Raw genomic sequence first — 14,833 nt, 5'->3', positions numbered from 1 at the left:
GCCAAAATTATACTTAATAATTGCTAATAAGTAGATTATCTCATTTTTTTAGAACTTCGATAGACAAAGGCAAGTACTTCGGCAACCGCTTTGTACAGGGTTTCGGGAATGATTTCTCCCAAGTCGCATTTTTTGTACAGCTCGCGAGCCAAGGGAGGATTCTCGACGATTTGAATCTGATGGTTGAGTGCGATCTCTTTAATACGAAGTGCCACGTAATCAGTTCCTTTTGCGATCACTTTGGGCGCAGCCTCTTTTTCTTGGTTGTAGCGAATTGCAACCGCATAGTGCGTCGGATTGGTAATGACGACGTCGGCTTCGGGAATCTCTTGCATCATTCGCTTGCGGGTCATTTGCATTTGAATTTGGCGAATTTTCGCTTTGATTTTCGGATCACCCTCCATCTGCTTATACTCGTCTTTAATCTCTTGTTTGCTCATACGTAAATTTTTAAAATAGTTATAACGTACAAATAAAAGATCCATCAGCGCGATAACCAGAAAAATAATTAAAATAACCGCCGCAAGAATGAGCATCTTTTCTTTCAACCACGCCAGTTGGTCATATAAAGGGAAATAGATCACCGTCGGCAATTCTTTGGTAAACGACCATAAAAAGTAGTAGGCAACCCACATTACGATACTGACTTTAATCAAAATTTTAACCGTCTCAACCAATTTTTTTAACGAAAGAAGATTTTTAAGCCCTTTCATCGGATCTAATTTGCTGAGATCGGGCATCAGCGGTTTTGTGGTAAAAATAAAGCCCGTTTGAAGCACGTTTGCCAAAATACCCGCTATTGCGACGGCAACCGCTAAGGGAATAACCATAAAAATCACTTCTCGACACGATATAAGCGACATTTGTAAAACAACCTCTTTGGTAATCTCGACGCCGATGAGGGAGTGATAGTAGTAATACAAATAAACCGTTCGCGACTCGATCCACGATAGCATCGCTAAAAACGTTCCCAGCGCGACGATCAGCGTAATGAACGCCGACGTATCCATACTCTTGGGAACGTTTCCGTCTTTGCGCGCATCTTCTATTTTCTTGGACGTGGCTTCTTCGGTCTTTTCTTGGTCATCCGCCACGCATTATCCTTTGGGTATTAAATTACGGTTTTGTGCGTAATCTTCATCGAAAAATCAAGCCATGTCGCATGATGGATCAAACTGCCGCTGCTAATCGCGTCAACGCCCGTTTGTGCATATAAAACGATATTTTCCTTCGTGATATTGCCGCTTGCCTCCAAAAGGACATGCGGGAAAAACTGTTTTTTGTATGCGACCACTTCGCGAATCGTATCGTGAGACATGTTGTCGCACATAACGATATCGGCGCCGCATTGCATCGCAAACTTTGCAAAATCGACCGTTTCGCATTCGATTTCGATCTTACATGTAAAGGGAAGTTTTTCCCGTGCTTCTTCGATAAATCGTTTTAAATCGTCGATGGTTTGCAGATGCGTGTCTTTGAGCATCAAACAATCGTCAAGTCCCATACGGTGGTTGTTGCCGCCGCCGCAACGAATGGCGTATTTTTCGAAAATACGTAAATGGGGTCTCGTTTTTCGCGTATCTAAAAGTTTAAGCGTATACCCTTCCAACGCTTTTTTATACGAAGCAACGTTGCTCGCGATGCCGCTGGCATGTTGCATGAGATTCAAAATCACGCGTTCACACCGTAAAATATGGGTTGATTTTCCCTCAATAAGAGCGACCAAATCGCCTTTGTGAAGCGTATCGCCGTCTTCAAAATAAAACGTAATATCAAGCTTGTTCATTTTACACAATGCTTTGACGTACGGTTTACCGGCAAAAACGCCTTCGTCTTTGCAAATGATCGCAGCGGTGGCAAAACTCTCTTTTCCGACCAACGCAAATAAATCGCCTCTGCCGACGTCTTCTTCCAACGCCTTTTTGACAAACGTTTTAATCATAGTTCAAACATCCTGTGCAGTGCTTTGTGCGCCCAAAAACGCGTCTCTTCCGAAATCGATATTTCATTCTCGAATCGCCTCTCTTGAATGCTGATAAGTGTGCGATACACGTCCTCAAGCGTCGTTTCGTTCATGGTCGGACACTCGGGCTTAGAAGATGAGAGGACGTACGTATTGTCGTGGCGTAAACGTTTGATCATATTGTATTCGGTGCCTATCGCCACTTTTTGCTCTTTGGGAAGCTTGGTGACAAAATCGATAATTTGGCTAGTCGAGCCCACAAAGTCGGATTGGTCGCATACTTCGGGTTTGCATTCGGGATGCGTGACGATTAAAATACCCGGATACTTCGCACGGTAAAAAGCAATATCCTCAACGTCGAAAAGCTGGTGTACCGAACAAAACCCGTTGTAACAGATAATATCCGCCGCCTTTACGTCCGTCCCGTCTCCGATGACGCAGGAACGCAATCCCATCTCTTTGGCAATATTTTGACCCAAGCAACGATCGGGTACGAAAAGTATTTTTTTGCCGCTTTCACGTGCTTTAACGATAATTTTTTTAGCATTGGAGCTGGTGCATACCAATCCGCCCATTTTCCCGACGGCCGCTTTCACTTCCGCCGAAGAGTTAATGTACGTCACGGGCAAAATGTCTTCTTTGGCGATACCCGCTTCTTCCATGAGGCGAACGTTTTGCTCGTAATACGCCACGTCAATCATTCTTGCCATAGCGCAACAGGCGATTTTGGGCATCATGACGCGTTTGGTTGGAGCTAAAATTTTGACGCTTTGCCCCATAAATCCCACGCCGCAAAACAATAAATTTGGATTGGCGTCATTGGCGGCCCATTGGGCAAGTTGCAACGAATCTCCCGTAAAATCGGCTAATTCAAAAACTTCGTCTTTTTGATAAAAATGGGCAACGATACTGACATGTAAGGTTTTTTTGAGTTCTAAAATCGCTGCTTTTAACGCTTGATGATCCATGCTCCCATCCTTTGACTATCTCGAAAAACCGCATTATAGCGTTAAAGGAATAATAACAAAATAATTGCTATACTGCCCTCATCATCTTAAATGCAAGGACAGCATTCGTGGAGTTTTTGTTTAATATCAACGTTCAATTTTATATTTTAGCGTATCTAATCGGCGGCATACCTTTTGGGTTATTGCTCGCAAAAAGCCTTACGGGGAAAGATATTCGAGAGAGCGGAAGCGGCAGTATCGGCGCGACAAACGTTCTTCGCGTTTTAAAAGAGAGCAACCCCTCGTTGGCGAAAAAACTAGCCATTTTAACCGTCGTATGCGATGCATTGAAAGGCATCGTCGTTCTCTTGATTGCAAAAATGATAGGGCTCGAGAGCGAAACGCTTTGGGCGATTGCGGTTTTCGCGGTTATCGGACATTGCTACAGTCCTTACCTTAAATTCGAAGGAGGCAAAGGCGTCGCAACGGGTGCGGGCGTGCTCTTCGTGATGCTTCCTCTCGAGACGCTTATTGCTTTCATCGTTTGGTTTATCGTCGGCAAAGGACTCAAAATTTCTTCAATCTCTTCGTTATCGGCACTTTTAACGCTGATCGTTGCGTCCTATTTGATAACACCCGATATGCACGGCATTTATTCGCATGCACCTCTTTACATGATCGCATTTATCATCGTATACAAACATATTCCCAATATCGTACGACTTTTTCAAGGTAAAGAATCGAAAGTCGTTTAATGCGCATTCTCATCAAAGAGCTTCGGTTTGAAACCATTATCGGTATTTTGGATACGGAACGTGTAACGCCTCAACCAGTCGTTTTACATGTCACCATCGACTACACCTATCAAACGGGCTCTTTTATCGATTATGCCGAGATCGCAACTTTTTTAGAGCAAACGATGCAACGTGAACGCTACGCTTTGATTGAAGAAGCTCTTGAAGATTTATTGCAAAAATTGTTGGAAAAATATCCGCCGATAGAGAAAGTAAAACTCACCCTTTTAAAACCTACGATCTTAGCAAATGCCGTCGTAGGGCTTACGCAGAAAATCAAACGTAATAAAAATTAAATTCTCATTAAAAAAACTTTAAATCTAGCTAAAGTTGTGGTATAATCCCGTTTAAATTTTAGCAACTAAGGATTTTATAATGCGAATTTTAATCGTAGAAGATGAAGTAACCCTCAATAAAACCATTGCCGAAGGTTTGCAAGAATTCGGCTACCAAACCGATAGTTCCGAAAATTATAAAGACGCCGAATACTACATCGGTATTCGAAATTACGACCTTGTACTCACGGACTGGATGCTCCCTGATGGCGACGGTGTCGATCTCATCAACCTCATTAAACAAAAATCGCCTCGTACCGCAGCGGTCATTATCTCTGCCAAAGACGACAAAGAGAGTGAAATCAAAGCTCTTAAAGCAGGAGCTGATGACTATATCCGCAAACCGTTCGATTTTGATATTTTAGTCGCACGCATCGAAGCACGTTTGCGCTTCGGCGGTACGAACGTGATTAAAATCGACGATTTGACGATCGATCCGGATGAAGAAAAAATTACCTATAAAGGTCAAGAGATCGAGCTTAAAGGTAAACCGTTCGAAGTGCTAACGCATCTTGCACGCCATAGCGATCAAATCGTCTCTAAAGAACAACTTTTAGATGCGATTTGGGAAGAACCCGAACTCGTTACGCCGAACGTCATCGAAGTTGCTATTAACCAAATTCGCCAAAAAATGGACAAACCGTTGGAAATTTCGACGATTGAAACCGTTAGACGAAGAGGTTATCGATTTTGCTTTCCCAAAAAAGTATAAGAGATAGTTTTATTTTACAATTGGTGTCCGCTTCGGCGACACTGATTGTAATTTTTTCCGTTATTCTCTACAACTACATCAAAATTTCCATTTTTGAAGATATTATTCAAGAATTAACAAAGCAGGCTCATATTATTGCCACCTCGCGCGTGAGCTCGATTGAACGTATGGGAATTAATATTTTCGATCCATCCCTTAGCTCTATCAATCGTCCCTCCGATGTCCAAGTAACCATCGCCATACGCGTCAATCAGCCCGATGTCCCGACCTTTGAGCAGAGCGAACAAAACGGAGAAAACTTCTTAACGATTTTTTATCCGCTGGAAAAACGCCAACATCATTTCATTTCCATTACCAAGAACATCTCCAACACCTATGTTTTACTCGATAAAATCTTAAAAAACATCTTGATTATCAACTTAACGGCAATCTTTCTCATCCTTTTTTACGCACTTTTTCTTTCACGTATGTTAGTGCTACCGATACGCTCTTTAACCAGTAAACTTGCCAGTATGAACGAAAATTTTTTACAAAAGATCAACACCCAAAAACTCCCTAACGAATTTTTACCCTTAGGCAATAGTATCAATAAACTCGTCGAGCGTATTCAGATTTTCGTAAACTCTCAAAAAGAGCTTTTTATCGGTGCGGCACATGAGCTTAAGACACCTCTTGCCGTTATGAAAACAAAAAACGAAGTGACGCTTTTAAAGCCAAGAGAAAATGAAAAATACGTCGAAACACTCAAAAGTAACAACCAAACTATCAACGATATGAATAAAATGATCAGTAATATCCTAGAAATCGGACGCCAAGAGGGAGCCCAATTTGAAAAACCCGTCGAAATCGATTTAATAAACTTTTTAAAAGAACAGATCACCAACTACACGATTTTAGCGAAAATGGAAGAGAAAGAGATTGTCGAAGAGATTTCACCCGAACAATATAAAATTCTGACCCAACCGACTCTTTTAATGCATATCTTGCAGAATTTCGTCCAAAATGCCGTTAAATTTACTCCCAAAGGCGGAAAAATCTCGATTCGATCTTATCTGAATAAAGACGGTTTTTTTGTTCACGTCATTGACGAGGGTATCGGTATCGACGAAAGTAAAGACCTTTTTGCGCCCTTTAAACGCTACGGTAACCAAACGGGTGCCGGATTAGGGCTCTTTCTTGCCAAAAATGCTGCCGATGCTATCGGTGCTCGTATTTCTCTCAAAAATCGTGACGATGCTCAAGGTACGATTGCAACGCTTCTGCTTCCTCTACGAAAACACGCTCTTTAAATTTCGTTAAAGTATTTTTAGTGTATAAACTCGTCAACAAAATTGACTTTAGTCGTAAGGAAAGCCAATGTCTTTAATGATTACCGAAGAGTGTATCGCCTGTGACGCGTGTCGCGACGAGTGTCCAAACGGCGCGATTGAAGAATCTGATCCGATTTATATTATCGATCCCGATGTCTGTACCGAGTGTGTAGGTCACTATGACGAACCGGCATGTATCTCCGTATGTCCCGTAGAGTGTATCATCCCCGATCCCGATAATATCGAGAGCGTCGAAGAGCTTAAACTCAAATACGAACAACTAAACAGCGACAATTAATGTCTAAGCGAACGGCCATTATTGATATCGGATCTAACTCCGCTCGAATGGCTATTTTTGAGAAGAGCAGCCGTTTTGCTTTTCATTTGATTCATGAAACCAAAAGTCGCGTTAGAATCGGAGAAGGTGCCTACAATTTTAACGGCATTTTGCAAGAGCCCGCGTTAAAACGTGCTTATATTGCCTTGGAAGAGTTTGGACATATTATTAAGAGCTTTAAATGCACGAAAACACTTTGTCTTGCAACTTCTGCCCTTCGCGACGCACCCAATGCTTCTGCTTTTATTCGCAAAATCCACTCCGAGCTCAATATTCAAATCAAAATTATTGAAGGGCCTAAAGAGGCGTATTACGGTGCCGTAGGTGCCCTGAATTACCTTAAAGAGCTACAAGACGCCGTAACGATTGATATCGGAGGAGGCTCGACGGAACTTGCCAAAATCGAAAACGGAACGATTGTGGAGACTATCTCGCTTAATATCGGTACCGTTCGTCTTAAGGAACTATTTTTCGATAAAAAAATACCGCTTCAAAATGTTCGCGCTTTCCTTCACCAAGAGATAGAAAAAATTCCGCAACGTTTTAGCGCGCATGCAATGATCGGTATCGGCGGTACTTTACGTTCACTTTCCAAAATCATTATGGAGCGTATGAATTATCCTCTTAAAACCGTTCACGGGTTTGAATACGACGTAGAAGAATATGCCGAATTTATCGATGCCATCGTTAATTCGGACGTTTTAGGATTAAAAGATTTAGGAATTCGCAAAGACCGTCTCGATACGATGCGAGAGGGGTGTATCATTTTCCAATCTATTTATCAAAAATTGGGAATTTCGCATATCGTTACCAGCGGTGCCGGCATACGAGAAGGAGCTTATTTGTGTGATCTTTTACGCTCTTGTCACCATAAGTTTCATCCGGAATTTAAACTGAGCCTTCGAAGCCTCAAAGACCGTTTTAGTATGACCGAAAAAGAAAATCTTTTTATTAAACAAACAGCGTTAACTCTTTTTGACGTACTCTTACCGATTCACGGTATTTCTTCGGACTACAAACAAGAACTAGGTGTTGCTGCCGAACTTCATACGATTGGAACAAAGCTCGGCTTTTACCAAAACCAACTACACAGTTTCTACTTCATCTTAAATAACCTCAATTACGGCTTCTCTCACGAACAAAAAATGCTGATTGCGATGTTAGTGAAGTATCATGTCAATAAATTACCGAGTGTTGAAGATATGCTCATTTATAAAGCTTTGCTCCCCGATATACAAACTGTACAATGGCTGAGCTTTTTACTGGCTCTTTCCAAAGCCATCAATAGCGATTTACGGCAAAGCCCCGTTGTATTAAGCTATCAAAACCATACGCTCACGATTCAAAGCCAAAGTAAACTTTTCTTAGCAAAAGAACAAATCAAACAACTTCTGAAACCTGCATCGTTTGCAATCATTATTAAATCTTTATAAAAAATTGAGGGAACTAAGAAGAAGAGGGTTTGTAAAGCTCACCCTCTACAAGATAATTTAAAATTTTTGTCCGATCGTAAATTCAAACGTTGCGGTTCGATCGCCGGTTTCTTTCATTAAAGGTTCAGCAAAAATCAAGTTAATAGGACCAAGAGGCGAAATCCATTCTAAAGCAAAACCGGTGCCGGCTCGTTTAATGTCCAAGCTGTCCTCGCCGATCATACCGTAATCCAAGAAGAAAGCACCGCGCATTTTCAGACGCTCAATCAACGGTATACTCATCTCAATCGAATTCACGAACATTGTGTTGCCGCCAAGCAGGGTACTATGATCTTCCGGAGCTTTTGGAGAAATTGAGTTGGATTCATAACCGCGAATGGTACGCACGCCGCCCATATAAAACTTTTCGCCGAAAGAGTATTTTTCGTCAGAATCGTTAATCGCAAGGTATTTAAATTGCGCTTTGTAGCGTAAAATTAAATCGTAATCGATTAAATCTTGCAATCCGTAATAAATGGCAAACTTATTCACGCTGCTCATAAACTTTTCATCTCCGCCGAGACCTGCGATCTCCAATGTTGTACTCGCCGTCATACCGCTACGTGGAAGATAATAATCGTCGGTGTTATTAAAGGAGATTCCAGGAACCACAGAACTTTTAATCGTTGTTTCGTCTGTCCATAAAACGTCTTTATATTTTGTATACAATAAATCGGTACTGTCAATATCCAATTTACTTTGTTGGAGGATATATCCAAGAGAGACGCCCCAGTTACGGGCAATTTTGCGTCCTAAAACAACATTAAATCCGTATTTCTTTTCGTCGTAGTCGTAGTAGTCGTTATCGGCGGCATAAATTTTCCCGCTTAAGCTGTACACCGAATCAAACAACCTCGGATTCGCAAGAGAAATCGCTCCGTTAAGTTCTTTATCGCTTCTTTCGACGTCAATACCGGCACGCAAGCCCGATCCGAAGATATTACCGTCGGAGAGGCTGGCGCTCAAAAGCAATCCGTCTGAAGAACCGTAACCGATACCGCCGCTAATGGTTCCGGTCGAAGCCTCTTTAACGTTAATCACTAAATCAACGCTATTTTTGCTCAGACGCTCTTCTTTAATCTCGACGTCTTCGAAGTAACCGGTTCGTTTTAACGCTTTTTTCGTATCGTCTACGTCCGTACGACTGTAAAGATCACCGTTTGCCAAATAAACTTCACGTCGAACGACGCGATCGATCGTACGGCTATTACCTGCAATACGTACACTATTAATATAAACTTTTTCGCCGGGAACAACATGATAGACAATATTGGCAATATGGTTTGTTTTATCGTTTTTAACATCGGGAGAGACTTTTACAAAAGCATATCCCAGATCGGCAACTTTTGTTTCAATCAACGTCATATCTTTACGTAATTTGGCAACGTTGAAGACTTTACCGTTTTGAAGAAACATCTCTTCGATTACCGCATTCACATCGATAAATCCGTCCGGAATATCGATATTGATCGTACCGACTTTATATTGTTCGCCTTCGTTAATACTGTATGCTAAATCGGCGGTATAGCTGTCCATATACGTTCGAAGGAACGGCTGGCTGACTTCACAATCCAAATAACCTTTTTGCATATACGTATCTTTGATACGAGCCGAATCGTGTTCTAAATCGCCCGTGCGCAATTTTCCGTCGTTAAAACCCCACATCCACGGAAGCCATTCTGCCTCTTTATTGGCGATATTGGGTTCGACGTCGTCATAATCAAGGGCTTTGGAACCGCATAAAGTGACTTTTTTAATAACGATATTTTCACCGCGGTTAATGGCAAAGTCAAGCGATAACGATAGTTTTTCACTCATCGGCGACGTTTTAATTTCTACTACCGTGTCAAAATAGCCTTTGTCTTCGTAAAATTTAATAATTTTGAGCTTAGAGACTTCTGCACGTTCAGCATCGTACACTTCGCCTTTTTTAATACCGGCAAGCTTTGCAATTTCGTCTTTATCGCTATCGCTAATACCTAAAAAATCGACTTTGGCGATAACCGGTTTTTCTTTCACGTGAAAAAGGAGCGCTCCTTCACTAACTTCTTCAACCCACACATCCTCAAAGTAGTTTTGTTTATAGAGGGTTTTGATCGCTTTGTCGATCTTTTCCATATCGACGGAGTCGCCGGCTCGCATATCGATCATTTCCGAAGCCGTCTCAGGAGAGAGATGGATCAAACCGTCAAATTGAAGGCTTTTGAGTTGAGCCGCACACAATGAAGTGGCGACAACAAGAGACAACGCAGTTATTTTTTTCATACTGATTCGCCCTAGAATATAATTTTTAGATATTTTGAAATATAATACCATCTCTAGAATTAAGTGCCTATTAAACCTTTAAACGGTCTTGAAAAGGCACTTGGCAAGAGTGAATAAAGGAGAAAAAATGGTCGTCGGAATTGTCGGACTTGGGCTTATGGGAGGATCGCTCGGTATTGCCCTTAAACATACAAAATTTGTCTCTAAAATCGTCGGTTTCGATCATAATCTCAGCCACTGCGAAGAAGCTTTAAAATTAGGTCTTGTGGAAGAAATCGTCTCATTCTCGGAAATCAAACAATGCGACGTCATCTTTTTAGCTATACCCGTCGGGGGTATCATCAAAGCGATGCAGGAGATGCAAGACGTTTCTCCCGAAACGACGATTATTGATTTGGGAAGTACGAAAGCTCAAATCGTCGATTCCGTTCCCGAGTCTATTCGCCAAAATTTTATTGCGGCACACCCGATGACAGGTACGGAAAAATTTGGTCCGAGTGCTGCCGTCGCCGAACTCTATCACGATAAGATTGTTGTATTGTGCGACACGTATCACAATAGCGAACAACACAAAAACAGAGCGATTCAAATCTTTTCACATATCGGTATGAAAATCGTTTTTATGGATCCAAGCGCACACGATGCGCATGCTTCATTTATCTCCCACTTACCGCATGTGATTAGCTACGCTTTGGCCAATACGGTTATGGGGCAAGAAGACCCCAAAAGCATCTTGTCATTAGCGGCCGGCGGGTTCAAAGATATGAGTCGCGTCGCAAAGAGTTCGCCGCAAATGTGGTCGAATATTTTTAAGCAAAATAAAGAAAATGTTTTGCGTTCGATTGAAATTTTTGAAGAAGAGTTGGAAAAATCAAAACAGATGATTCAAGCGGAACAGTGGGATGAGTTGGAAGCATGGATGCGTAAAGCTACGACGCTTCATAAAATTCTTTGATGCACGTTATGCTTTACATGTAATGCCGAAAAGCTTACATGTAAAGATTATTCCTTAATTTAATTTCCGCCAAATCGTACGAGAGCACTCGCCCACGTAAAACCGCCTCCGAACGTATCAAGAAGCATCAAATCACCCTTATGAATACGCCCCGCCTCATAAGCGTCGTTAATCGCCATAGGAATAGACGCTGCGGAGGTGTTGCCGTATTTTTCAACCGTTAAAACGGTTTTTTCGATCGGAAAATTGAGTTTTTCCCGCACTGCATCAATGATACGGAAATTGGCTTGATGAGGAATAAAATGATCGACTTGCGACGCTTCAAGGCCGTTACTTTGCAAGATATCAACGACATCGTTGGTTAATGTTTTTACGGCGACTTTATAAACGTCGTTGCCCTTCATTTTAATAAAGTTGAGGCGTTCGTCTAAAGTCTCTTGTGAACACGGATATTTAGATCCACAACCGGGAGTAATAAGGTAATCGGCATAATTTCCGTCCGCCGACGCATGCACGTCTACGATTGCTTCGTTTTTATTGTCGGTTGCTCCGATAATAGCTGCACCAGCTCCGTCTCCAAATAAAATACACGTCCCTCTGTCGGTATAATCCACCACGCTACTAATCTTTTCGGCACCGACAAGCAGAATCTTTTTCTTCATGCCTGATTCGATATAAGCCTTTGCCATGGAAAGCATGTAGACAAATCCGCTACATGCCGCACTTATGTCGTAGGCCATAACGTTCGTAATTCCTAATTTTGCGGCAATAATGCATGCGGTTGAGGGCATGCAAAGATGATCGGGAGAGAGTGTCGCACAGATAATCAAATCGATCTCTTCTTTTGCGATACCGGATCGTGCAATGGCTATTTCAGCAGCTTTAGCTCCCAAATCACTGGTTGATTCTTCGGCACTGGCAATACGCCTCTCTTTGATTCCGGTACGTTTTTCAATCCATTCGTCGCTGGTATCGACCATTTTTTCAAGGTCAGCATTACTTAAAATGCATGAAGGGACATAAGCTCCGATCGATTTTAACGATGCGTACACGACTCTCCTTTATTGTGGGTGAGCTAAACGCTCTAGCTTAGTTTCGATATCGGTATTAATATTGGAATTGGAAAAGTTGATAGCTTGAAAAATCGCGTTTTTAACGGCTTTGGCGTTACTCTTTCCGTGTCCGATAATAGCACACCCGTTAATACCGATTAACGGCGCTCCGCCGTATTCCGCATAATCGACTTGCTTTTTTAAGACCGTAAATACTTTGCGCATTAATACGGCACCCGCAATTGCAAGAGGGGATCGCCTCACGTTTTGTTTGATAATCTTAGTAATCGAATCGGCAACGCCTTCACTGGTTTTGAGTAAAATATTACCGACAAAACCGTCACATACGATCACGTCGACGGAGCCGTCAAAAATATTGTTCCCCTCAACGTTTCCGACAAAGCTCTCCAATTTTTTTAAACTGAGAAATGCTTCTTTGGTTGTTTCGTTACCTTTGCTTTCCTCTTCACCGTTAGACAAAAGCCCTACTTTCGGCTTAGCGATTTTTAAAACGTCCTTAACGTACGTTTCGCCCATCACGGCAAACTGCACTAAATGCTCCGCTTTACAATCCACGTTAGCACCGACATCCAGAACCAAACTAAGTTTTCCGGATATTGCCGTCGGCATCATGGTCGCAATAGCAGGACGAAGTACGCCTTTGAGTCTTCCGATGCGAAGCGTTGCCAAGCTCATTGTTGCACCGCTGTGCCCCATCGATACGATGGCATCGGCTTGTCGGTCGCGCACTAAATCAACGGCTTTGTAAATTGAGGTTTCTTTACGTTTTAACGCATTGGTGGCCGCTTCATGCATGTCTAAAACGTCGTTTGCTTCAATAAAGCAGATTCGATCAAAAAAAGATTCGGGGATAAGCGGCTTTAAAAGGGTCGTATTTCCAACCAATAAAGCCTTAAACTGACGCTCTCTTAGCGCTTGGAGCGTTCCTTCAACAATAGGCGCGGGACCGAAGTCCCCACCCATGGCATCAATTGCTATTGTTAGCATTTAGTTTTTATATTCGCCTGTTGTTTTGTTAATTCTATGAGGCATTTTCCATGTGCCGTCATTGTCTTTAACCGGCATAGGAAGAGTTACTTTATAATGTGTTCTTCTTTTTGCGGCTCTGGTTTTGCTCACGCGTCTCTTTGGTACTGCCATTTTATTCTCCTTTTAATAATTCACATTGTCCACAATAGTGGTAATCGCTTTTAAATGCTTCAATCTCACTTTGCATCATCATGTCAAAATCGATAGAACCTTCAAAAAATTCTATTACGTTTAGAAGTTCTTCACCCTCTTTGTCGGTATACAACCCCTCGCTGGCAAAGACTTCAACCGTCTCTTCAATCGGCAAACAAAACGTTTCGGCACAACGATCGCAAGCATGTTGAAGCGTGCCTGAAAGTTTTCCGTTACATTTGACGAGAGTCTTGTCTACTTTGACGGCTTCGCCGCAAAAATGTACGTCTCCCGTATGTGTTTCAAAATGAATTCCGCTTACGGGAATCTTTTTGAATTCGACGACCATAAGGATTAGAGAATCTCTCTTCGTGCAAAAAAGAAATCAATTTCAATTTTTGCATTTTCCAAACTGTCGCTTCCGTGAACCGCATTGGCATCGATACTCTCGGCAAAATCGGCACGAATCGTTCCTTTTGCAGCTTCTTTGGGGTTTGTTGCACCCATAAGCTCACGGTTTTTTGCCACCGCGTTTTCGCCTTCTAGCACCATAACAACTACCGGACCGCTAATCATAAACTTAACAAGATCGCCGAAAAACGGTCTACTGGCATGAACGGCGTAAAAAGCTTCGGCATCGGCTTGGCTTAGTTGTACTTTCTTCATTGCAGCAATTTTTAATCCGTTTGATTCAAATCTGTCAACAATTTTACCGATAACGTTTTTAGCTACGGCATCCGGCTTAATAATGGATAGTGTGTTTTCCACAATTTTCTCCTAAATAGATCATTAAATTTTATAAACTTTACAGGGAATTAGAACGTGGGAGTATAGCAGAATTTTTTTTTAATATCAATTAAATTTTATTTTTGATCAAAAACAAAGAGGGAAGTCCCTCTTTGCATATGAGCTTATTCAGCACAAGGCGTCGTGCCTTTTCTCATCTCGGCACCGATTTCGTCACGGCTAGGTTGACCGGGATATGGCGCATCCCATACGATACAACCTTCCGTTGGACAGGCTTCCGCACAAGCGGGCGCATCATGATGACCTACGCATTCAACGCATTTATCTGCATAAACATAATAAATATCGGCACCTGTCGGGTTATCGCTATCGTCAACGATTGCACTTACAGGACACTCATCAATACACGCACCGCATGCGATACAAATATCACTAATCTTTACTGCCATTATTTCTCCTTTACTCGATGGGTTTACTCACAAAAAACTATATCGAAACTAAATTAAAATTGATATTAAATCCAAATGCTCGTTTTGAACGCACAAATGGCTTAATTTAACCGGCTTCAACCGGAACCTTTTCTCTCCGTAGCAACCAAGATATCTTGCCCGACACTATTGTATCAGAGAAATCTTACATTAATTGCGTAGCATGAAAATAGCTTACTGACTTCATTTTTTATTTTGTATGCTTGTAGTAAACAAGTGTTGCATTTCTTTACATGTTACGATTTATAAGGTTCTTTTTTCTAAAAAGGTAAAT

At 41.8% G+C, this 14,833-nt stretch carries 17 protein-coding genes; 7 read left to right on the top strand and 10 right to left on the bottom strand.

What is annotated here, in order from left to right:
- Positions 1-35 precede the first annotated feature (35 nt).
- From flhB to nadA, 3 genes are read right to left on the bottom strand one after another with little or no spacing between them, the layout of a single operon-like run.
- Positions 36-1,094, bottom strand: coding sequence for a flagellar biosynthesis protein FlhB (flhB, locus tag OA34_RS01140; RefSeq protein WP_039671995.1), 1,059 nt, complete (start codon positions 1,092-1,094; stop codon positions 36-38).
- 17 nt (positions 1,095-1,111) lie between these two features.
- A complete protein-coding gene (gene nadC, locus OA34_RS01135) occupies positions 1,112-1,942 on the bottom strand; it encodes a carboxylating nicotinate-nucleotide diphosphorylase (protein ID WP_039671994.1) in 831 nt (276 codons plus the stop codon).
- Positions 1,939-2,931: a quinolinate synthase NadA gene (gene nadA, locus OA34_RS01130; RefSeq protein WP_039671993.1), complete on the bottom strand. Its 993-nt coding sequence runs from the start codon at positions 2,929-2,931 to the stop codon at positions 1,939-1,941. The genes nadC and nadA overlap by 4 nt, the downstream gene beginning before the upstream one ends.
- Before the next feature lie 107 nt (positions 2,932-3,038).
- On the opposite strand from nadA, the gene plsY reads away from it, so the two are divergent.
- From plsY to OA34_RS01100, 6 genes are all read left to right on the top strand, one after another.
- Positions 3,039-3,665 carry a glycerol-3-phosphate 1-O-acyltransferase PlsY gene (plsY, locus tag OA34_RS01125; protein ID WP_039671992.1) on the top strand — a complete coding sequence of 209 codons (627 nt, stop codon included), beginning with the start codon at positions 3,039-3,041 and terminating at the stop codon, positions 3,663-3,665.
- Positions 3,665-4,000 carry a dihydroneopterin aldolase gene (locus OA34_RS01120; protein WP_039671991.1) on the top strand — a complete coding sequence of 112 codons (336 nt, stop codon included), beginning with the start codon at positions 3,665-3,667 and terminating at the stop codon, positions 3,998-4,000. The genes plsY and OA34_RS01120 overlap by 1 nt, the downstream gene beginning before the upstream one ends.
- 79 nt (positions 4,001-4,079) lie before the next feature.
- Positions 4,080-4,751, top strand: a complete 672-nt coding sequence (hsrA, locus tag OA34_RS01115; RefSeq protein WP_012856039.1) for a homeostatic response regulator transcription factor HsrA — start codon at positions 4,080-4,082, stop codon at positions 4,749-4,751.
- Positions 4,730-6,040, top strand: a complete 1,311-nt coding sequence (locus tag OA34_RS01110) for a sensor histidine kinase (protein WP_082709206.1) — start codon at positions 4,730-4,732, stop codon at positions 6,038-6,040. The genes hsrA and OA34_RS01110 overlap by 22 nt, the downstream gene beginning before the upstream one ends.
- 67 nt (positions 6,041-6,107) lie before the next feature.
- Positions 6,108-6,359 carry a YfhL family 4Fe-4S dicluster ferredoxin gene (locus tag OA34_RS01105; RefSeq protein WP_012856037.1) on the top strand — a complete coding sequence of 84 codons (252 nt, stop codon included), beginning with the start codon at positions 6,108-6,110 and terminating at the stop codon, positions 6,357-6,359.
- Complete coding sequence (locus OA34_RS01100) at positions 6,359-7,831, top strand: Ppx/GppA phosphatase family protein (protein ID WP_039671990.1); 1,473 nt, start codon at positions 6,359-6,361, stop codon at positions 7,829-7,831. The genes OA34_RS01105 and OA34_RS01100 overlap by 1 nt, the downstream gene beginning before the upstream one ends.
- A gap of 57 nt (positions 7,832-7,888) precedes the next feature.
- On the opposite strand, the gene bamA is transcribed toward OA34_RS01100, so the two are convergent.
- Entirely contained in the window at positions 7,889-10,135 is a 2,247-nt protein-coding gene (bamA, locus tag OA34_RS01095; RefSeq protein ID WP_039671989.1) for an outer membrane protein assembly factor BamA, read from the bottom strand.
- Positions 10,136-10,262: 127 nt separating this feature from the next.
- Between bamA and OA34_RS01090 the strand changes: the two genes are divergently transcribed.
- On the top strand, positions 10,263-11,090 hold the full coding sequence (locus tag OA34_RS01090) for a prephenate dehydrogenase (protein ID WP_039671988.1): 828 nt from the start codon (positions 10,263-10,265) through the stop codon (positions 11,088-11,090).
- Positions 11,091-11,149: 59 nt separating this feature from the next.
- Here OA34_RS01090 and OA34_RS01085 read toward each other — a convergent pair whose 3' ends face one another.
- The 6 genes from OA34_RS01085 to OA34_RS01060 form a co-directional block, all read right to left on the bottom strand.
- The gene (locus OA34_RS01085; protein WP_039671987.1) at positions 11,150-12,142 is read right to left on the bottom strand and encodes a beta-ketoacyl-ACP synthase III; all 993 of its coding nucleotides are present in this window, start codon (positions 12,140-12,142) and stop codon (positions 11,150-11,152) included.
- Between the two features lie 9 nt (positions 12,143-12,151).
- Complete coding sequence (gene plsX, locus OA34_RS01080) at positions 12,152-13,150, bottom strand: phosphate acyltransferase PlsX (RefSeq protein WP_039671986.1); 999 nt, start codon at positions 13,148-13,150, stop codon at positions 12,152-12,154.
- Positions 13,151-13,303, bottom strand: a complete 153-nt coding sequence (gene rpmF / locus OA34_RS01075) for a 50S ribosomal protein L32 (RefSeq protein ID WP_039671985.1) — start codon at positions 13,301-13,303, stop codon at positions 13,151-13,153. It abuts the gene before it with no gap.
- A gap of 1 nt (position 13,304) precedes the next feature.
- On the bottom strand, positions 13,305-13,673 hold the full coding sequence (locus OA34_RS01070) for a DUF177 domain-containing protein (protein ID WP_039671984.1): 369 nt from the start codon (positions 13,671-13,673) through the stop codon (positions 13,305-13,307).
- A 5-nt stretch (positions 13,674-13,678) separates the two neighbouring features.
- Positions 13,679-14,092: a nucleoside-diphosphate kinase gene (gene ndk, locus OA34_RS01065; RefSeq protein WP_039671983.1), complete on the bottom strand. Its 414-nt coding sequence runs from the start codon at positions 14,090-14,092 to the stop codon at positions 13,679-13,681.
- Positions 14,093-14,235: 143 nt separating this feature from the next.
- On the bottom strand, positions 14,236-14,520 hold the full coding sequence (locus OA34_RS01060) for an NADH-quinone oxidoreductase subunit I (protein ID WP_039671982.1): 285 nt from the start codon (positions 14,518-14,520) through the stop codon (positions 14,236-14,238).
- Between the last annotated feature and the right edge of the window lie 313 nt (positions 14,521-14,833).

The organism is Sulfurospirillum sp. MES (assembly GCF_000789415.1).
Taxonomy (GTDB): Bacteria; Campylobacterota; Campylobacteria; order Campylobacterales; family Sulfurospirillaceae; genus Sulfurospirillum; species Sulfurospirillum cavolei.
This window is presented reverse-complemented; position numbering and strand designations above follow the sequence as displayed.